The organism is Rhodophyticola porphyridii (assembly GCF_003688285.1).
GTDB lineage: Bacteria > Pseudomonadota > Alphaproteobacteria > Rhodobacterales > Rhodobacteraceae > Rhodophyticola > Rhodophyticola porphyridii.
The window spans coordinates 293,243-311,373 of sequence record NZ_RCNT01000005.1; the positions used below are offsets into that span (position 1 = coordinate 293,243).

At 64.6% G+C, this 18,131-nt stretch carries 18 protein-coding genes and 2 pseudogenes; 4 read left to right on the forward strand and 16 right to left on the reverse strand.

Annotated elements, in window-relative coordinates; all coding sequences use genetic code 11:
- Positions 1-3 precede the first annotated feature (3 nt).
- The 14 genes and pseudogenes from D9R08_RS11860 to fabD form a co-directional block, all read right to left on the reverse strand.
- Entirely contained in the window at positions 4-711 is a 708-nt protein-coding gene (locus tag D9R08_RS11860) for a DUF2793 domain-containing protein (protein ID WP_121898247.1), read from the reverse strand.
- Positions 704-3,316: a baseplate multidomain protein megatron gene (locus D9R08_RS11865; RefSeq protein WP_325048890.1), complete on the reverse strand. Its 2,613-nt coding sequence runs from the start codon at positions 3,314-3,316 to the stop codon at positions 704-706. The genes D9R08_RS11860 and D9R08_RS11865 overlap by 8 nt, the downstream gene beginning before the upstream one ends.
- Positions 3,296-3,601: pseudogene (locus D9R08_RS19675) on the reverse strand (hypothetical protein); the annotation flags it as partial. The gene D9R08_RS11865 and the pseudogene D9R08_RS19675, both read right to left, overlap by 21 nt.
- Before the next feature lie 4 nt (positions 3,602-3,605).
- Positions 3,606-4,037: a C40 family peptidase gene (locus tag D9R08_RS11870; protein ID WP_121898249.1), complete on the reverse strand. Its 432-nt coding sequence runs from the start codon at positions 4,035-4,037 to the stop codon at positions 3,606-3,608.
- A pseudogene (locus D9R08_RS11875) lies at positions 4,034-4,246 on the reverse strand (phage BR0599 family protein); the annotation flags it as partial. The pseudogene D9R08_RS11875 and the gene D9R08_RS11870, both read right to left, overlap by 4 nt.
- Positions 4,247-4,450: 204 nt before the next feature.
- Positions 4,451-5,749: a DNA-packaging protein gene (locus D9R08_RS11885; protein ID WP_121898252.1), complete on the reverse strand. Its 1,299-nt coding sequence runs from the start codon at positions 5,747-5,749 to the stop codon at positions 4,451-4,453.
- Entirely contained in the window at positions 5,721-6,095 is a 375-nt protein-coding gene (locus tag D9R08_RS11890) for a hypothetical protein (RefSeq protein WP_147450667.1), read from the reverse strand. The genes D9R08_RS11885 and D9R08_RS11890 overlap by 29 nt, the downstream gene beginning before the upstream one ends.
- A gap of 272 nt (positions 6,096-6,367) precedes the next feature.
- Entirely contained in the window at positions 6,368-7,534 is a 1,167-nt protein-coding gene (gene mltG / locus D9R08_RS11895) for an endolytic transglycosylase MltG (protein ID WP_121898254.1), read from the reverse strand.
- Between the two features lie 4 nt (positions 7,535-7,538).
- Positions 7,539-8,795, reverse strand: a complete 1,257-nt coding sequence (fabF, locus tag D9R08_RS11900; protein ID WP_121898255.1) for a beta-ketoacyl-ACP synthase II — start codon at positions 8,793-8,795, stop codon at positions 7,539-7,541.
- A 278-nt stretch (positions 8,796-9,073) separates the two neighbouring features.
- The gene (locus D9R08_RS11905) at positions 9,074-9,307 is read right to left on the reverse strand and encodes an acyl carrier protein (RefSeq protein ID WP_121898256.1); all 234 of its coding nucleotides are present in this window, start codon (positions 9,305-9,307) and stop codon (positions 9,074-9,076) included.
- Between the two features lie 158 nt (positions 9,308-9,465).
- Positions 9,466-10,428: an alpha/beta hydrolase gene (locus tag D9R08_RS11910; RefSeq protein WP_121898257.1), complete on the reverse strand. Its 963-nt coding sequence runs from the start codon at positions 10,426-10,428 to the stop codon at positions 9,466-9,468.
- Positions 10,425-11,162, reverse strand: a complete 738-nt coding sequence (fabG, locus tag D9R08_RS11915; RefSeq protein ID WP_121898258.1) for a 3-oxoacyl-ACP reductase FabG — start codon at positions 11,160-11,162, stop codon at positions 10,425-10,427. Before fabG ends, D9R08_RS11910 begins: the two co-directional genes overlap by 4 nt.
- Positions 11,163-11,180: 18 nt before the next feature.
- On the reverse strand, positions 11,181-11,741 hold the full coding sequence (locus D9R08_RS11920) for a hypothetical protein (RefSeq protein WP_121898259.1): 561 nt from the start codon (positions 11,739-11,741) through the stop codon (positions 11,181-11,183).
- A complete protein-coding gene (gene fabD / locus D9R08_RS11925) occupies positions 11,734-12,681 on the reverse strand; it encodes an ACP S-malonyltransferase (RefSeq protein WP_121898326.1) in 948 nt (315 codons plus the stop codon). Before fabD ends, D9R08_RS11920 begins: the two co-directional genes overlap by 8 nt.
- A 156-nt stretch (positions 12,682-12,837) precedes the next feature.
- Here fabD and D9R08_RS11930 point away from each other — a divergent pair, with 156 nt between their 5' ends.
- Positions 12,838-14,076 carry a cytochrome b/b6 domain-containing protein gene (locus tag D9R08_RS11930; RefSeq protein ID WP_121898260.1) on the forward strand — a complete coding sequence of 413 codons (1,239 nt, stop codon included), beginning with the start codon at positions 12,838-12,840 and terminating at the stop codon, positions 14,074-14,076.
- Between the two features lie 111 nt (positions 14,077-14,187).
- Here D9R08_RS11930 and D9R08_RS11935 read toward each other — a convergent pair whose 3' ends face one another.
- Positions 14,188-14,787: a YceI family protein gene (locus D9R08_RS11935; RefSeq protein ID WP_121898327.1), complete on the reverse strand. Its 600-nt coding sequence runs from the start codon at positions 14,785-14,787 to the stop codon at positions 14,188-14,190.
- A gap of 370 nt (positions 14,788-15,157) precedes the next feature.
- Here D9R08_RS11935 and rpsF point away from each other — a divergent pair, with 370 nt between their 5' ends.
- From rpsF to rplI, 3 genes are read left to right on the forward strand one after another with little or no spacing between them, the layout of a single operon-like run.
- The gene (rpsF, locus tag D9R08_RS11940) at positions 15,158-15,511 is read left to right on the forward strand and encodes a 30S ribosomal protein S6 (RefSeq protein ID WP_121898261.1); all 354 of its coding nucleotides are present in this window, start codon (positions 15,158-15,160) and stop codon (positions 15,509-15,511) included.
- Between the two features lie 17 nt (positions 15,512-15,528).
- Positions 15,529-15,756 carry a 30S ribosomal protein S18 gene (gene rpsR / locus D9R08_RS11945; RefSeq protein WP_121898262.1) on the forward strand — a complete coding sequence of 76 codons (228 nt, stop codon included), beginning with the start codon at positions 15,529-15,531 and terminating at the stop codon, positions 15,754-15,756.
- 12 nt (positions 15,757-15,768) lie between these two features.
- Positions 15,769-16,419, forward strand: coding sequence for a 50S ribosomal protein L9 (rplI, locus tag D9R08_RS11950; protein ID WP_121898263.1), 651 nt, complete (start codon positions 15,769-15,771; stop codon positions 16,417-16,419).
- A gap of 205 nt (positions 16,420-16,624) precedes the next feature.
- Here the strand turns inward: rplI and D9R08_RS19245 are convergent, their stop codons facing one another.
- Entirely contained in the window at positions 16,625-17,968 is a 1,344-nt protein-coding gene (locus D9R08_RS19245; protein WP_199709338.1) for a hypothetical protein, read from the reverse strand.
- Between the last annotated feature and the right edge of the window lie 163 nt (positions 17,969-18,131).

The following is an 18,131-nucleotide window of genomic DNA, read 5'->3' on the forward strand; positions in this document are numbered from 1 at the left end:
CCATCAAACGGCGTTGGGCAGGGCGAGGCTCGCGTAATGGACTGCAAGCCGGATGGTCCCGCCCGTGAAATCCGCGCCTTCCGCAGAAATCAGCAATTCCGTGGGGGCCCAGTACACGGTCGGCGTGGTCGGCCCCGAAACCCAGGAGTTCTGGCTGACGCCCAAACCGGAACCATAACGCAGATCGTCGCCCGCAACGCCCAGCCGCCAGGTCGTGGCACCGCCAATCGCGGCGGTGACCAGTCCTGTCACACCGAAGACAATCGAGCGGTCGGGAATGACCACGGGCGTGGTGACCGTCGGGCCCGCGGTCAGGGCCACGTCGATCTCATCCGAGCGCAGCGCCATCCCGGCTCCGTTCTGGGTCAGCGTTACCGCCCCGGCGCGCCAGTCCTCACCGTCATGCATGGCCAAAACGCCGTCATCGAGGATCACGGCGCGGAAACCTTTCCGCGGAGCGACGAAATCCCACCCGCCATTGAGGTAAATAGCGATTTGGCCGCCTTGCCCGGCCCATGCGTTGACCCCGTTGGAGGGCACGCCATAGCAATCGCCTTCTTCGGCCACAGCGGGCGGGTCGTTCACGCTCAGCGACTTCAGGCGCAGCTGCACCATCCCGTCAAGCCGGCTGAGGGCCTCGTTCACGGTCACATGTTTCTGCGCCTGCGACGGGCTGAGAAGAGGCAGGTTCAATTGCGGCGTATCAGTCATCAATCATGATCCTTGTGAAGGGGCCCGGGCCGAACCGCCCGGATATTTGAGCAACATCAATGCTGTAGGGCGCGACAGTACCATCGCTACCGCGCGCTGAATCGTCATAGATCCAGCCCGGCTGGCTGACCGTCACCTCGCGTTTCAGCCCGCCCGAATCGCGCACCTGCACCAGATAGGTCTCGGCATCCTCGCCAAGCGGAACCTCGGTTCCCTGCCAGGTATCGCCATCGATACGGGTCCGCCGTATCCATGTCACCTCCAGCCCGCCGGTTCCGGCCCGCGCCCGCACATGCGCCGGAGCATAGGGTCTCAAGCCCACACCGTCGAAGGCCAGGACACGCTCCTGATAGCTTGCATCGTCCAGCGCGCGGCGCGCCGGACCGACACGGTAGTACCGCGCCAGACCACGTGCCGAGATGGCCAGATCAATCTGCTGCGGGCGTCCATCCAACAGCACGAACAGGCTGCCCGGTGGCCAGACATCGGGCATCACCCCGTCACTGCCCGCCTGCCCCCGCAGCCGCATGGAAATCTCCCACAATCCGGCGCCGACCAGTTCGGCATCTGCAAACTGGACCACTTCCCACGGGCCTTCGTCACCCGCGCCGATCGCGGCGACATTGGCCCCGTTCAAAACGGCCTCCCGATCAGCCGACGACAGGCCGCCGCCGGATGCGATCCGCACCCTGAACGGCGCGCCACGGTCCCAAAGACCTGCGCTCGCCGCGAAGAGCGGTGTTTCCAGCGTGCCAATGATGGCGCCCGCCTCGATCAGGCGGTTCAGCGCATACCCGTTCGCACTGCTTGAGGAATAGAGCGCAACCGAGCCCGGCCAGGGTTTGGCCGCGACGGCAAGATGGGGCGCATGCTCCACTTCCTCGCCGCTCAGAAGCGGCAGATCCATGAACACGGGGCTGACCGGCAATGGCGGGACAAAGGCTTGCTGTGGCACCGCCTCGTCGGTCGCATCGGACGGCTCGGCAAGGCTGCGCTCCACCCGCACCGCCTCGATCCGCCGTGCGCCGATATCCTCTACCCGGTCGATCCGCCAGGTGGAGCCATCTTCCAGCGCGATCATCGCACCGGCACCCAGATCCCGGCGCGACGGCGGCAGATCGAAGCTCACCGTATCGCGCGCCACGCGCGCCTCCGCCAGCCAGCGCTCGGCGATGCCCCGCCCCTCGGCCAGCGTCAGCGCCAGAGGCAACTCGCTCTGGCTCACGCCGATATCGTCATCATCTGGGAATATCGCTTCGGCCACGCGGGTTTCGAACGCGCCATCCGCCTCCGTATAGCCGAGCCGCACCCTGCCGACGGTCTCCGCCTCCGGCGCCCGTGTCAGGCGCAGGCCCGCCGCGCCATCCTCATCGACGGCCGTTGTCTCGGCCAGAATCCCGCCATCCGGCAGCAAGGGCAGATGCAGGAAAACCAGCTTTCCATCCCTCTCCACCGCGCCGAACCCATAGGCCAGCATCAGGGGCTGCAACCGCGCCCGCGCCGTTTCGATATCGGAAGAGACATGCCCCCGCACGAATCCGAACAGACCCGAGACATCGTAGTCGGTCACCCCCGCCTTTTCGCAGATCTCCGCCACCACCATGGCAAGCGGCTGGCCGGAAACTCGGCCGGTGATCCAATGGCCCCGCCCGTAATTCTCCCCGTCGCTCCAGATATCACGCTTGTTCGGAAATGCGGGCCAAGGCCGCGCATCCCATGCCCAGACATGCGCCTTTGAGAGATCCACCATCGGCGCCCCATAGATCGGCGAGAGCGGATTATTGCTCGGGTCGCTCCAATAGGCGATCGTTGCGCGCAGATACTGCGCCTGGATCAGATCATCCCGCCGCCCGTCGGAGAAGTAGGGCAACGCCGTTTCCGAACTTTTGGGGTCGAGAAACTTGTTGGGCTGGTTGCTTCCCTTGTCGACCGCCCCGCAGCCGAACTCGGTGAACCAGATCGGCTTGGATTTCGGAACCCACGGGCTTGGCGTCGCCAACTGATACCCGCCCCTGCGATCGGCATGAGGCGAGGCCCACCACTCGCGGATCGCCTTGTAGCGATAGACCCATGGCGCATTGGTCAGGCCATCGGAAACCGCTTCGTAGATGCTTAGCTCGCCGGCATCGGTTTCCGGCCACGGCGCGACGGGTTCGCCTTTGGTCACATTGGCCGGGTCGATCGGCCCGGTCCAGCGTGTGTCGGCCGCGCCCGCCCAATAGCCTCCCAGCATGCCGGAGCCGTCCGAAATGCTGCTCATCCCGACAAGCCGCCCGTCGATCCACAGCTTCACATGTCCCGGCGCGACCGGGCGAAGTTCCCAGACCAGTTCATGGATCTGTCCGTCAAACGGCAGCAGATCTGTCGACAGATCCAGAACCACGGTTCCGGTGTCAGACGCGGTCTTCGCGCTGGAGCCATCCCCCGCCCGCAACCGGAAGGTCGCGCCTGCGTCACGCACACCCATCCACGCGCCGAACCCCGCAGCGCCGGCTTCCCAGAGGGTCGCCTCAACGGCCGTGTCCGGAAACCTTACCTGCCCGGAAAACACGACCGTCTCCTGACGGTAAGCCACGGCAAAGCTGCCCGAAACGCCCGGCGCCATGGTTTCCAGAAACTGCGTCGACCAGATGACCTGCCCGCCCAGCCGCATCCGCCCGAACAGCTGCGCAATCGGGCTGCCCTCGTTGGCGCCCGTCAGGCGAAACCGCTCGACCCGGCCCACCTCGACCGGGTCCGATCCGGAGCCCAGAAGCCGTTGGTCGATGACCCGGCCAAGGGTCACCCCCACGGCCCGCCCGACCACGGCACCGGTCAGGCCCAGAAACGTGCCCGTGCCCGCTGCTCCTCCGATGGCCGCACCCACCGCTGACAGAACTATCGTTGCCATGTCTTTATGTCCTTTCGGGGAAGGCAAATCGCGCGACGATGCGCCGTGCCCAGGGCGCGCTCAGCGCGCTTTCCACCACGCCATGCCCGGAATAGGCGTGGATGAATGTTGCCGCAGGGCCGATATTCCCCTGAAGCCCCAGATGCTTGGTGACAGATCCGTGACGCATGCGAAACAAAAGCACATCGCCCGTTGCGATCTCGGTGAGGGGTTTGGGGCAGAGATGCCGAAGCGCCGCCGCCCAAAGCCGCTCAACCCCTTCGGGCTCCGACCAGTCCTGCGAATAGGGCCGTACCGCTTCGGGTTCCGCGCCATAGATCTCGCGCCAGACGCCGCGCAGCAATCCAAGGCAATCGCATCCCGCGCCCTTGCAGCTTGCCTGATGCAGATAAGGCGTTCCCAGCCAGCCACGGGCCACAATCACGACCCTGCTCATCGGCGTGACCCACCGTCGCGCGCATTGGTTCTGGCGGGATAACTCATCAGCCAGTCGTCTCCTGGAATATCCGGAAAACCTCTGAAATTCAGCAGGTTGTTGAACTTCAGCCGGCAGGTCTCCATGCGCTTGTCACACCCTGCCTCCAGCCGGATCATGTCGCCGGGCGCAACCGGCGCGCGAAACGGCTCCCATAACTCGACACTGCGTACATGCGACACGCCCGGCCCCGCCCCAGGCCATCACCCGGCCCGCCGCCGAGGCCTTGGCCTCCGGCACTTCGACCGTGCCGCGTTTCAAGAAATCAAACACCATCCGCATCTCTCCTCAGTCCATGAAAAAGGGCGCCGCCGCATCATGCGAGGCACCCCGACAAGGGCGGATGAGCGCCCCTTCGACCAAATCCACCTTCGTTACAGCGTCCGCACCGCGGGGTTCCGATAGGCCCGCGCCGGCCCCAGCATCCCGTCGGTCAGCGCCCATACCAGCGCATCCACCCGGTCCGGGCTCCCGCGACCCTCGAACCCGGTCAGCGCCATCTTGCACATCTCGTCTTCCAGTTCCGGCAAGGCGCCCAGATGCCGGACCCTGCCCTGCTCATACAACGCCGCCACAGGCTCCGCGCGGGCCACCTTCCCGCGAGAGGCCCGCACCGCCCGGTAATTCACCAACGGATCGGTCTGCCGCATGATCGTTTCGACTAGATCGCCGCCCTGATTGACCTCCGCCACCATCCGTCCGGCCCCGTGCCGGTGATAGGCCGCACTCGCGACTTCCGCCCAGCCCTGCGGCGTTGCCGCCCGGACCGAGCAATCCTCGATCACGACCGCGTGCCATTTTTCGGGCGGCCCGTCGCGGACAACGCCCACAACCACGATCCCGCACGCATCGGAGCCGTCATGTCCCGTCACCGGCGGGTCCACCGCCACGATCACGCGCGCGCCGTCGGGCACCGCCTCGACCCGTGCGGCATCCAGATCCGCCCGCCGCCACAGCGCGCCATCCACATCCTCCAGCAGTTCCCCGTCCAGCTCCTGCCGGCCCAGTCGCGTATTCCCGTAGCGCTCCCTCACATCGTCCAGAAAGGACGGCGCCAGATAGGCCCGGTTCGCCTCCGTCGGCGCGCTTGTCATCACCGTGTTCTCCCGGGTCAGCAGATCCTTCAGGACCGCCACATTGCGCGGTGTAGTAGTGACGACCTGTTGCGGATGGCGGCCTAGCCGCAGCCCGAACTGCAACATGTCCCAGGTGTCCTGCGCCCGTTTCCACTTGGCCAACTCATCGACCCATGCCGCATCGAATTGCGGCCCCCGCAGCGCCTCCGGGTCATGAGCGGAGTAGAGCCGCGCCTCGGCGCCGTTCGGCCAGACCAGCATCCGCTCCCCGGCCACCCAGTGCGGACGCCGGTCGGGCGGAGAGCAGGCCAATATCCCGCTCTCGCCCTTCACCATGACGGCCAGCGCCTGGTCGTAGGTCTCCCCCACCAGCGCCAGCCGCCGCGCCCGTCCCGGCGCCTCGGCCGTGCCGCCTTCGACCATCATCCGCACCCATTCGGCCCCGGCGCGGGTTTTCCCCGCGCCGCGACCGCCCAGGATCACCCAGGTCCGCCAGTCCCCCTCCGGCGGCAATTGATGCGGCAAGGCCCAGACATCGAAGATGTAGGGCAGCGCCGCCAGCGCCTGATCACTCAGGCTTTCCAGAAACGCGTCCACCTCCGCTTGCGGCCTCAAGGCAAGCCAGGCGGAGGCCGATCTCCTCGCGCGCTGCGTCAAGGTCAAGTCCTCCCCCCCCGGCAGCGGCCCCGTGTCTGTCTCCTGCGTCACGCGCTTTCTCCCGCATCTGCAAGGCGAACATATAGGCGTTGTTCATCGCCCTGAGGTCCTTGGTGACCTCCTGTTCGCCCACCGTCTTTTCTGCCCGCAGCGCGTCAATCGCATCGGACAGCACCTCCAGCGCCACATCGAACGCCTTCATTGCCTCGGCCACGATCCCTTCGGCCCGTGCCAGGTCGTTGCGGTCCGTTTCCGGACCGGGTGTTTCGTGAGTAATGGCTGTCAAGTTCAATAGTCCCCGTGCTTAAAACCCGCACGAGCGAGAAATGAAAAAACGACCGCGGGATATCAAATCCCGGGCCGCTTACCCACTTCTTCCAGCATGTCACAAGTGATGCCACAGACCGCGCGCACAGTCAATAAGTTTTTCATTTACAAAGGGTTAACAGGGCTCGCACGGCGTTACACTCTGTTAACGTCCCGTGCCTCCTTCTCCCCAAGGTGCCAGGGCCACGGAGAGGCTGGGATCCCACGCCGCGATCCGCATCGCGCGGGGCCTCACTCGGTCGCGGATGCCTCGCGTTCCGCTTCGATCTGGCGCCAGCGGGCCACGTTCCGGTTATGCTCCTCAAGGGTTTCGGCGAAGGCATGGCCCCCCGTCCCATCGGCAACGAAGAACACGTAATCCGTTTCGTCCGGGTTCAGCGCCGCCTCGATTGCGGCCCGTCCAGGGTTTGCGATCGGGGTAATCGGCAGGCCGTCGATCACATAGGTGTTCCACGGATTGTCATCGCGCAACTCGCTCTGCCGGATGCCGCGGCCCAATACACCACGCCCGTTGGTGACCCCGTAAATCACCGTCGGGTCGGTCTGCAACCGCATCCCCCGGTTCAGGCGATTCTCGAAAACGCTCGCCACCCGGCCGCGCTCTTCCGGCACCGAGGTTTCCTTCTCGATGATCGACGCCAGAATCAGCGCCTCCTCGATCGTGTCCAGCGGCACGTCATCGGCACGGGCCTCCCAGGCCGCTGTCAGGACCTCCTCCTGTGCCGCCTGCATCCGCGCCAGCAACTCCTGCCTGTCCGCGCCGCGCTCTACCTCATAGGTGTCCGGCGCCAGCATGCCCTCCTGCGGCAGTTCCGGCACCTCCCCGCTCAGAAACTCCGCCTGGTTGAGCCCCTCGACGATCTGCCAGCTGGTCAGCCCCTCGGGCACCGAAACCCTGTACACCACCTGTGCATCGCTGCCCGTCAGCTCCCGGTAAATCTCCGGCACTTCCTCTTCATAGGCAAAGGTCGCCAGTTCGATGATCTCGCCCGTGCCCGGCACACGCTCCCGCAGACGCATCTCGCCCGTGCCCTGGTTGCGCAACACGAATGTCGCCGTATAGCGAAAGGTCGAGGCCGCCCCGGATGTCACGATATCCAGAATCTCCGCCATGGAGGCACCCGCCGGGATCTCGTAATTCCCGAAGCGCAGTTCCCCGGCCTGTCCGGTGTAATCCGCACCAAGCCGGAAGACCATCGGACTGGAAATGGCCCCGTCCTCGGCAAGCCCCTCCGACACGCTGCGCAGGCTCGCGCCCCGCTCCACTTCGAAAAAGATCGCCTGCTGCAAGGGCCCCGACGTGGTGAATTCCCGCTGCCCCCAGCCGATCGCCGCCGCAAAGGCAATGAACGCCACGATCAGAAAACTCAGCCCGTTGGCGGCAACGTGTTTCCACATAAGGTCAGACTTTCCCCATGATCAGGCAGGCATTCGTTCCGCCAAACCCGAAAGAATTCGATTGAACCACGTTGATCTCGCCCTCGACCTTGGTGTTGGCACAAAGGTTGATCCGGGTTTCGGCCGCCGGAGTGTCCAGGTTGATCGTCGGCGGTGCCACCTGATCGCGCAACGCCAGGATCGCGAAGATCGCCTCGATCGCACCGGCCGCGCCCAACAGATGCCCGGTCGCCGATTTGGTGGACGACATCAGCAGGTTTTCCGCATGGTCCCCCATCAGCCGCTCCACGGCCCCCAGTTCGATCGTGTCGGCCATAGTGGATGTTCCATGGGCGTTCACGTAATCCACCGCCGAAGGCTCCAGCCCCGCGCGTTTCAGGGCCGCCCGCATAGCACGCTCCGCGCCTTCGTGATCCGGCGGCGGCGCAGTGATGTGATGGGCATCGCCCGACAGGCCGTAGCCCAGTATCTCCGCGTAAATCCGTGCGCCGCGGGCCTTCGCATGCTCGTACTCCTCCAGCACGACTATACCCGCGCCCTCTCCCATGACGAACCCGTCGCTATCCGCGTCCCAGGGCCGGCTGGCCTTCTCCGGCTCATGGCCGCGCTTGGTGCTAAGCGCCTTGCACGCGTTGAACCCGGCCACGCCGATTGCGCCGATCGGGCTTTCGGCCCCGCCGGCGATCATCACATCCGCATCGTCAAGCATGATAAGACGCGCCGCGTCGCCAATCGCATGCGCGCCGGTCGAACAGGCGGTCACGACCGCATGGTTCGGTCCCTTGAAACCGTAGCGGATGCTCACCTGACCGCTGACAAGATTGATCAGGGCACCGGGCACGAAGAAGGGCGACACCCGCCGCGGCCCGCGTTCGTTCAGCGTGATCGAGGTCTCGGCGATGGAGTTCAACCCGCCGATCCCGGATCCGATCATGACCCCGGTCCGGATCCGGTCTTCATGGGCCTCCGGCATCCAGCCCGCGTCTTCCACGGCCTGCTGCGCGGCGGCCATTCCGTAAAGGATGAATTCGTCGACCTTGCGCTGCTCTTTCGGCTCCATCCAGTCATCCGGATTGAACGTGCCATCAGTGCCGTCGCCCCGCGGCACTTCACAGGCATAGGTGGTGGCAAAGCCCGTCGTATCGAACTTGGTAATCGTGCCCGCGCCCGATTTTCCGGCCAGCAAACGCGACCAGCTTTCTTCGACTCCACAGGCCAAAGGCGTAACCAGCCCCAGCCCGGTAACAACCACTCGCCTCATATCCCGCCCCTTATCTTCTCAGCGCAATTCGACACCTGATACCGCCATTGGGTGATCCGGGGCAATCCCCAGCCCGGCGATCACGTGGTGGGCGTCCGGTTCTCTATATCCCGCCCGGCAAGATGCTGCATGCAATTCCAACTGGGGATACCGCCCGGCCGTGGCCTGCAAACCAAAGGGCGACAACCCGTGTTTCCGGTGGAAAACAGCCCGCAAAAAGCAAAACGGCACCCGCAAAAGGATGCCGCCTGCAAATTCCAAAACTGGCAATCGATCGCTTACGATGCTTCCTTGATGAATTTCACCGCATCGCCGAAAGTCTGAATGGTTTCGGCCGCATCGTCGGGAATCTCGATGCCGAATTCCTCTTCGAATGCCATGACCAGTTCAACGGTATCGAGCGAATCTGCGCCCAGATCATCGATGAACGAGGCGTTTTCCGTTACTTTGTCCTCTTCCACGCTCAGGTGCTCGACGACGATTTTCTTCACGCGATCTGCGATGTCGCTCATGGTCTTTCCTCATCCGTTGCGGGCAGACATAGTCCGTGCCACCCTTCGTTTCGCCCATCTGGCGGTTTCCAAACCGGACAAGCCGGTTCATTTCCGTCTGGCGTTCCCGCCCCCCGGCAAATCTGCGCCGCCTATAGCATACTCCGAAGCGAAGGCAACTATGCTGGTTGCGGTTTTTCCGGTCCCTCCCGTTCTCTCGAATCGCCCGTTTCCCTTGCAATATGGCGGCTCAGAAATCCGCCCAGCTCGGCAATGGCCCGGTCCGCCTCGGGCACACGTCCGGCCATCAGATGCCACACATGGGGCACCCTGGGCCAGATATCCAGAACCACCTCACGCCCGGCCCGCCGCAGCAAATCGGCCATGCGAACCCCGTCGTCGCGTAAAACCTCGGTTTCGCAAGCCTGTATCATCACCGGTGGCGCGCTCGAAAAATCTCCGAATAGCGGCGAAACCCGCGGATCATCCGGATCGTGCCCGTTCAGATACTCCATGACCCCGCGATATCCCCATTTCACCGGGATCAGCGGGTCGCGTTTCAGGTTCCCGGTTATCGAAGCGCCGGAAAAGGTCATATCCGTGATCGGCGACATCACGCCGGCCACCGCCGGCATCGGCAGGCCGTCCCGCCCCAGAACATGCAGCAGCGACAGAACCAGCCCTCCGCCCGCGCTGTCTCCGGCAAGGGCGATGCGGTCCGGCGCGTGCCCCGCCGCCAAAAGCCCCCGGTAAGCCGCCAGCGCATCGTCCAGCGCCGCGGGAAACGGATGCTCCGGGGCCAGCCGGTAGTCCGCCAGAAACCCCTCCAGCCCCGCCTCGGCCGCAAGGGCCGCCACCAGATGGCGATAGGACCTGACCGATCCCAGAACAAAGGCGCCGCCATGCAGAAACAGCAGCACGCCGTTTTTCGCCTGCCCCCGCCGTCCCGCCCAAACGCCCGGCACGCCGCCGATCCTGTCCGCCCGCAGCGTCAGATCGCGCGGCGTTTTGTAGACGATCCGCGCGTTCAGATTGAACAGCGCCCGCGCCACCGGCTGCGGAAAAGGCAGCGCCAACACGGGTTTCTGCCCATATCGGGCCAGTATCAGGCTCACCCGCTGCTGCCAGGAGATGCCGCTCAAAGCATCGCCATCCCGCCATTCACATGCAGCGTGGTCCCGGTCACATAGCCCGCTTCCGGGCTTGCAAGATACACCACCGCCGCGGCGATCTCGCCCGGTGTGCCCATCCGGCCCGCCGGGATCTGTGCAAGGATCTTGGTCTTCTGCTCGTCGGTCAGCTTGTCGGTCATGGCCGTTTCGATGAAGCCCGGCGCCACCGCGTTGACCGTGATCCCCCGCGACGCCACTTCATAGGCCAGCGATTTCGACATCCCCACCATCCCCGCCTTGGAGGCCGCGTAGTTCCCCTGCCCCGGGTTGCCCGTGGCGCCCACGACCGAGCTGATATTCACGATCCGGCCCCAGCGCGCCTTCATCATGCCGCGCAAAACACCCCGGCACAGCCGCATGGTGGAGGTCAGGTTCACCTCCAGAACGCTGGCCCATTCCTCGTCGGACATCCGCATGAACAGATTATCCCGCGTAATCCCCGCGTTGTTCACAAGGATATCCACAGACCCCATCGCCGCGATCGCCTGTTTCGGCAATGCCTCGACCGCCTCTGCATCGCTCAGGTTGCAGGGCAGGACATGGGCCCGCCCGCCCAGTTCCGCGGCCAGCGCCTCAAGCGGCTCCACCCGCGTTCCGCTCAGACCCACAGTCGCGCCCGCGGCGTGCAGCTGTCGGGCGATATCCGCGCCGATCCCGCCTGACGCCCCGGTCACCAAAGCGCATTTGCCCGTCAAGTCCGTCATCACAGTCTCCTTTTGAAATCAACCGCCGGTCACCAGCCCGAACCCGGAGAAATCCTCCCCGGTCAGGATGCGGCCCTCTGCGCCCGCATCCAGCGTGGCCTGGTAAAACGCGTCATCGCCCAGCATATCGGCCACATAGCGGCGGCGTTCCTCATGGGCCACGTCATCCTCGGCAAGGTCCGCGCCGCCCCAGTCGCTGATCACGATCTCGGCCGCCGCGCCGATCTGCCGCCCGGCTCCCGCCAGCACCAGCCAGACCGCATCTCCTTCGATCCGGGCACCCGGCGCCACCTCGGTCGTCAGCCCCAGCCTCCGGATGCGATAACCGTTCTGAAGCAACGCCGTGATATCCGCGGCCCCCGGCATGTCGCCCAGAACCACGGTTCTCAGGCCCGGGTTCTGCTCCACCAGCATCTCGAACCGCTCCGGGCTGGCCCCCGTCATCGGGCCCGACATGTACATCCGGTCTCCCTCCACCCGGAAAACCGTCGCGCCCGCGGTTGCGAAATACAGCAAACCGGCGGTGGCGGCCCCCAGAATGACAAGGCCGAGACCCCAGAACAGAACGCGCCTAGCCATTGCTCAGCGCCTCGGCCGCAGCCGCCTTGACCTCATCGGCGGTTCCCACAGTGCGGGTGGCAATCTCCCGGTCGATCCGGCGCACCATGCCCGACAGCGCCTTGCCCGCACCAATCTCCCAGGTTTCGGTCACGCCATGGGCCGCCATCCAAACTACGCTCTCGCGCCAGCGGACGGACCCGGTGACCTGATCCACCAGATTGTTCCGGATCAGCATCTTGGAGGTTTCGGCATGGGCCGTGACATTCCCGACAAGGGGCACCACCGGCTCCTCGATATCCACATGGCTCAGCGCCTCGGCCATCGCGCTGGCGGCGGGCTCCATCAGGGCGCAGTGAAACGGGGCGCTGACCGGCAGCAGCACCGCCCGTTTCGCGCCCTTGACCTTGGCAATCTCCACCGCGCGCATCACCGCGCCCCGGTGGCCCGACACCACCACCTGCCCCGGATCGTTGTCGTTCGCGGCCTGACAGACCTGTCCGTCCGCCGCCTCCTTGGCCACCGCCATGGCCGCCTCGAAATCCAGCCCCAGAAGCGCGGCCATGGCGCCCTCGCCCGCCGGAACGGCCGCCTGCATCGCCTCGCCCCGGTGCCGCAGAAGCCGCGCCGCATCGGCCAGCGTGATCGACCGCGCCGCGCAAAGCGCCGAATACTCGCCCAGCGAATGCCCCGCCACATAGGAGGCTGCCGTCACCTCGACGCCTTCGGCGCGCAAGGCCGCCATCGCCGCCATCGACGTGGCCATCAGGGCCGGCTGCGCATTGCGCGTCAGGGTCAACTCGTCGATATCCCCCTCCCATATCAGTCTGCTCAACCCATCGCCAAGCGCCTCGTCGACCTCCTCGAAGACGGCTTTGGCCTCTGGGTAGGCATCGGCCAGATCACGGCCCATGCCGATTGTCTGCGCCCCCTGTCCGGGAAAGATAAAGGCTCGGATCATGGGATGCTCCTCCACATCGCTGGCTTCGAGGATCGGGGCTATCGCATGAAACAGCTCTTCGCAATTGCGAACAGGCCTTGTGCGTTGCGCCGGGCGCGCCAGCCGCTAACTCTGAACCATCAATTGCAACCCAGCACGGCAGAGGATCGAAGGATCATGACGGCAACCGACGCCCGGCCCGACCACCCCGGCCCCCGCAACAGTTCGCGGCGTTATGGCTCAGTGGCAAAAACCCTCCATTGGCTGACTGCGCTGCTGCTTCTGACCGCCATTCCGCTCGGGCTCGTCGCCAATGCCTGGCCCTATGACAGCTCCGCGCAACTGGCCGTCAAGGCACTGCTGTTCTCGCTGCACAAGACCATCGGGCTTCTCGCCTTCTTCGTGGCGCTTGCGCGGATCTTCTGGGCGGCGATCCAGCCGCGGCCGCAAACGCTGATCTCCGGGCGGCCCATTCAAGTTCTCTTGGCCGACGCAACACATCTCGTGCTCTATGCAAGCCTCGTGATCGTGCCGCTTTCAGGCTGGCTGCACCATGCTGCGACCACCGGCTTCGCGCCGATCTGGTGGCCGTTCGGTCAGACCCTGCCCTTTGTTCCCCAGTCGGAGGCAGTGGCCGGATTCTTCGCCGCCTGGCACTGGCTTTTCACCAAGCTTCTGGCAGCCGCGATCCTGCTCCATATCATTGGCGCGCTGAAACACCATTACATTGACCGGGATGCAACGCTTGCGCGGATGCTGCCGGGCCAGCCGGCGCTGCCGGACCGGATAGCGGACGGTGGCGCCGGCGGACATCATCGCGCCATTATCCTTGCGATCGCGATCTGGGTGCTGGCGCTTGCGGGCGGCACGCTCCTCGGCCTGCAAACCGACGATCGGGCCACTATCCCGCGTTTGGCGGAGGTGCAGTCGGAGTGGGCGGTGCGGGACGGAACGCTGGAAATCACCGTCCAGCAACTGGGCAGCGCCGTCACCGGCAGTTTCGCCGACTGGACGGCCGAGATCGACTTTGCCGAAGCGCCGTCTGATGGGCTCCATGGCCGCGTGGACGTGGTCATCGCCATCGGGTCGCTTTCTCTCGGCGGCGTTACCACACAGGCGCTCGATGCGGAATTCTTCAACGCCGCCGTCTTCCCGACGGCCCGTTTCTCCGGTCCCATCCGCGCGGCGGATCAGGGCTACGTCGTCGATGGCGTGCTGTCGCTTGCCGGTCGGGATGTGCCTGCCGTTCTGCCCTTCACGCTGGCCATCGCCGACGATACCGCGACAGTGTCCGGGCAGGTGACGCTTGATCGCCGCGATTTCGGGATGGGCCCCAGCTATCCCGATGAAAGCAGCATGGGTTTCGGTGTGGATGTGCGGGTCGCCCTGACGGCGGTTCGTGCCGAGGCGGAGTAACCTCCGCCCGTCCCCGGCCCCCGCACAACGCCCCCATGTCGGCCAAAAAGAAAGCCGCCCCTTTCGCAAGGGGCGACCCGGCACGCGACCGTGCCCGCGGTGCTGCCGCGCTCAGCTTTCCATGTCTGCGGCGCGGATCGCTTCCACCGAAATCACCACGCTGACCTCGTCGCCCACGAAGGGGGTGAAGGCACTCAAGCCGAACGCCGTCCGGCTCAAGGTGGCGGTCGCGTCGAAGCCGGCCACCAGCGCGCCGTTCATCTGCGGCAACGGGCTGGACCCGGCGGAGTTCAGGGTCGCGTCCAGCACCACTTCCTGCGTCGTATCGCCGATGGTCAGATCGCCTGTGATCAGGGCCGTGTCGTCGCCGGTCACCTCGATCCCGGTGGAGACGAAGGTGATCATGTCGTCTTCGGAGGCGGCAAAGAAATCATCGCCCAGCATATGGGCGGTCCGTGCCTCCCAACCGGTGAACATCGAGGTCGTGGGCATCGACACGCTGACAGACGAGTTTGCGGGATCATCGGCGTCGAACATGATCTCGCCCTCGAAACCGGAAAACATGCCATAGGTCGTGGACAAGCCCAGATGGTTCCAGCTGAACACAATCTGGCTGTGCGATGCGTCAAGCCGGTAAAGCTCCGCATCGGCAAGGGCTGGGGTGGTTGTGACTGCGGCAAGCAGCGCGGCAGAGGACAGAAGACGTTTCATGGTCATGGGAACTCCCTGAAAGAACAAACTCATAGCAGAGTAAATCTCGGATCTTCCCAGCATATGGCAACCCGATCTGCCTCAACAGATCCTGTGCATCAACGCACGAGTGCAATCCGAGTTGGCCATACTTGGCCGCCGACCGACTTCGACCGGCCGATCCTCGCCAACCGCGCCCGCCCTGGTCGGCGAAATTCCTCCGCCGTCCAGCGCGAGGCGGCGGGTTTCCCCTTGCGCCATGGGCGAACCCTTCCTATAAGGCGCCCTTCCTCCGTCGTTGCTTTTACACCGGCGTGGTCTCTCGTGACCGGGGGGCGGAGGATCATCGCCCCGGTCTTTGAAACACGCTTTGATATGAACTGGAGATGACATGCCGCTCTATGAGCATGTGATGATTGCGCGTCAGGACCTGTCCAACACGCAAGCCGAAGGCCTTATCGAACATTTTGGCTCCGTGCTGTCCGACAATGGCGGCACCCTCGTGGATCACGAGTACTGGGGTGTCAAAACCATGGCCTACAAGATCAACAAGAACCGCAAGGGCCATTACGCCTACATGCGTTCGGACGCGCCTGCGACCGCGGTGCAGGAGATGGAACGCCTGATGCGTCTGCATGACGACGTGATGCGGGTTCTGACCATCAAGGTCGATGAACACCCCGAGTTGCCCTCGGTTCAGATGCAGAAACGTGACGAACGCGGCGACCGCCGCGAGCGCCGTTAAGGGAAGGATCAAGACCAATGGCTGCAAAACCGTTTTTCCGCCGTCGCAAATCCGACCCGTTCGAAGGCGACAACGCACCGAAGATCGACTACAAGGACACGCGCCTGCTGCAACGCTATATCTCTGAGCGTGGCAAGATCGTGCCCAGCCGCATCACCGCCGTCGGTGCCAAGAACCAGCGCCGTCTGGCTCAGGCCATCAAGCGTGCGCGGTTTCTCGCCCTTCTGCCCTACGCCGTGAAATAAGGAGAACGACCCATGGATGTTATCCTTCTTGAACGTGTGGCCAAGCTGGGCCAGATGGGCGAAGTGGTTTCGGTCAAGGAAGGCTATGCGCGCAACTATCTCTTGCCGCAGAAAAAGGCCCTCCGCGCGAATGAAAGCAATCTGAAGGCCTTCGAAACCCAGAAGGCCCAGCTTGAGGCGCAAAACCTCGAAACCAAGGCCGAGGCAGACAAGATGGGCGAAAAGCTCGCCGGTCAGCAGTTTGTCGTGATCCGCTCCGCCTCCGATTCCGGGGCGCTCTACGGCTCGGTCACCACCCGCGATGCAGCCGATGCCGCCACCGCCGATGGCTTCACGATCGACCGCAAGCAGGTTGCGCTCAGCCGTCCGATCAAGGAACTGGGCCTGCACACCGTGCATGTCGTCCTGCACCCCGAGGTGGAGGTGGACATCACGCTAAACGTGGCCCGCTCCGTCGAGGAAGCCGAGCTTCAGGCCTCCGGCAAATCGATCCAGGAACTGGCCGCTGAAGAAGAGGCCGCCGCGGAGTTCGAGATCGCCGAGCTCTTCGACGATATCGGCGCCGCGCAACTGGACGATCTGGAGGAGGCGCCCGCCGAAACCGGCGGCGACGCGCCGGTCGAAGACGCAGGCGACAGCGAAGACGGCGACAAGACCGCCTGATCTTCCACATCACCGGAAAAAATCGAAACCGCGCCCTTACCCGGCGCGGTTTTTTTCATGCCCTGACGAAGCGTCAAGGCCCGTCCGCCACCTGGGGCCGCTGTCCCGCCTCCCAAGGGGGGATGCAACGAGACCGGGCGAAATCCAGAACAGCAAGACCCGCCTCAGTTGGCGGGTCTTGCGATGTCGTCAGGCTGGAAACCGGTCAGTTGTTCCACGTCTCCATGTTCAGCGTGGCGGGGCAGCTGTTCCCGCCGAAGCTGCCGACCCAGATATCGACCCGCCCGTTGAGTAGGTGCGCGCCCCGCAGATCCAGCCGCGGATCCAGATTGCCGTTGCTGTCGTCATCATAGAACCACTGCCCATTGGCCGCGTTCACGATCAGCGTACTGTCGCATTGGCTGTCCACGTCGATGGCAAGCCGATACTGGTCCATCCCGCTCAGGAAGAACGTGTAATCCGGCGTCGCGTTGGCATAGCCCCCCGCGCCGATGCCGCAATCGCCGACGGGCGTGCCGCCACCAGCCTGAACGCCATAGGCCTGCGGGCTGTAAAGTTGCTGACCGGTGATGTTCACCTGCTGACCCGACAGCGCGAAATTCGGGCAGCCACCGGCCTGTTGCGGCTGAGGAGCAGGCGCTGTGACATAGAAGGTCTCCATGTTCAGCGTCGCGTTGCAGGGCGCGCCGGAATAGCTGCCGACCCAGACATCGACCCGCCCGTTCAACGCCTGGGCACCGACCAGATCGAGGCGGGGGTTCGGATACCCCGCGCCGTCATCGTCGAAATGCCACATGGTATCGGCGCTGTTGACCAGCAAGGTCGTATCGCATTCCGCCACTACGTCTATCGCAAGACGGTAGGGATCCATCCCGCTCAGATAGAAGGAGTATTGCGGCGCGGCGCTGAAATAGCCGGTGCCCTGGAACTCGCCGCAACTCGATGCCGGCGTGGTGCCCTGCGCCTGAACCCCATAGCGCTGCGGTGCGTAAAGCTGGTCACCGGTAAGCTGGATCTGCGCACCCTGCATGTTCCATGTCGGGCAGCTTGCCGGTGCCGGGGTGGGAACGGGCGCGGGCGCTTGTGTGAGGAAGGTCTCTAGTGTCACGGTCGCGCTGCACCCGCCGCCTGCGAATGTGCCGACCCAGACATCGACCCGCCCATTGGTCTGCGCCGCGGTCGCAAGCTCGATCCGCGGATCGAGGTTGCCGTTGCTGTCATCGTCGAAAAGCCACTGACCGTTGGCCGTGTTGACGAGCAGTGCCGCATCGCACGGGCTGTCCACATCGATGACCAAGCTATAGCTGTCCATTCCCGACAGATCGAAGGAGTAATCGGGCGCCGACCGGAAATTGCCCGATCCCAGAGTGCCAAGACCGCAATTGGCCAGGCTGTTATCGCCGCCGGCCTGCACACCGAAGGTGGTCGGGGAGTAAAGCTGGTCGCCGGTATAGGTGAAGGACCCTCCGGCCAGTTGGTAGGCCGGGCAGGCCAATGCCGCCATGCCCATGGACAAGAACAGAAAAATGCTGGCTAGGAATAATTTCATCGGAATTCCCTCCCGTAAACGTATCAGTGTCAAACATGTGGGCGCAGGCAGGACCCTCCGACCACGATCCGGATCAACTGCCCTGCGCCGGCCATGGATGCGGCAACGTATCTTCCACGTACCGGGCATGGACGGGTCGGGCCGCCCCATGACCGGGGCACAC

Coding starts and splice junctions, on each gene's coding strand:
- D9R08_RS11860 (WP_121898247.1), bottom strand. CDS start 711: ATGACTGATACGCCGCAATTGAACCTGCCTCTTCTCAGCCCGTCGCAG.
- D9R08_RS11865 (WP_325048890.1), bottom strand. CDS start 3,316: ATGGCGCCGGGCGTTTCGGGCAGCTTTGCCGTGGCTTACCGTCAGGAG.
- D9R08_RS11870 (WP_121898249.1), bottom strand. CDS start 4,037: ATGAGCAGGGTCGTGATTGTGGCCCGTGGCTGGCTGGGAACGCCTTAT.
- mltG (WP_121898254.1), bottom strand. CDS start 7,534: ATGTGGAAACACGTTGCCGCCAACGGGCTGAGTTTTCTGATCGTGGCG.
- fabF (WP_121898255.1), bottom strand. CDS start 8,795: ATGAGGCGAGTGGTTGTTACCGGGCTGGGGCTGGTTACGCCTTTGGCC.
- D9R08_RS11905 (WP_121898256.1), bottom strand. CDS start 9,307: ATGAGCGACATCGCAGATCGCGTGAAGAAAATCGTCGTCGAGCACCTG.
- fabG (WP_121898258.1), bottom strand. CDS start 11,162: ATGACGGACTTGACGGGCAAATGCGCTTTGGTGACCGGGGCGTCAGGC.
- D9R08_RS11920 (WP_121898259.1), bottom strand. CDS start 11,741: ATGGCTAGGCGCGTTCTGTTCTGGGGTCTCGGCCTTGTCATTCTGGGG.
- fabD (WP_121898326.1), bottom strand. CDS start 12,681: ATGATCCGAGCCTTTATCTTTCCCGGACAGGGGGCGCAGACAATCGGC.
- D9R08_RS11930 (WP_121898260.1), top strand. CDS start 12,838: ATGACGGCAACCGACGCCCGGCCCGACCACCCCGGCCCCCGCAACAGT.
- D9R08_RS11935 (WP_121898327.1), bottom strand. CDS start 14,787: ATGAAACGTCTTCTGTCCTCTGCCGCGCTGCTTGCCGCAGTCACAACC.
- rpsF (WP_121898261.1), top strand. CDS start 15,158: ATGCCGCTCTATGAGCATGTGATGATTGCGCGTCAGGACCTGTCCAAC.
- rpsR (WP_121898262.1), top strand. CDS start 15,529: ATGGCTGCAAAACCGTTTTTCCGCCGTCGCAAATCCGACCCGTTCGAA.
- rplI (WP_121898263.1), top strand. CDS start 15,769: ATGGATGTTATCCTTCTTGAACGTGTGGCCAAGCTGGGCCAGATGGGC.
- D9R08_RS19245 (WP_199709338.1), bottom strand. CDS start 17,968: ATGAAATTATTCCTAGCCAGCATTTTTCTGTTCTTGTCCATGGGCATG.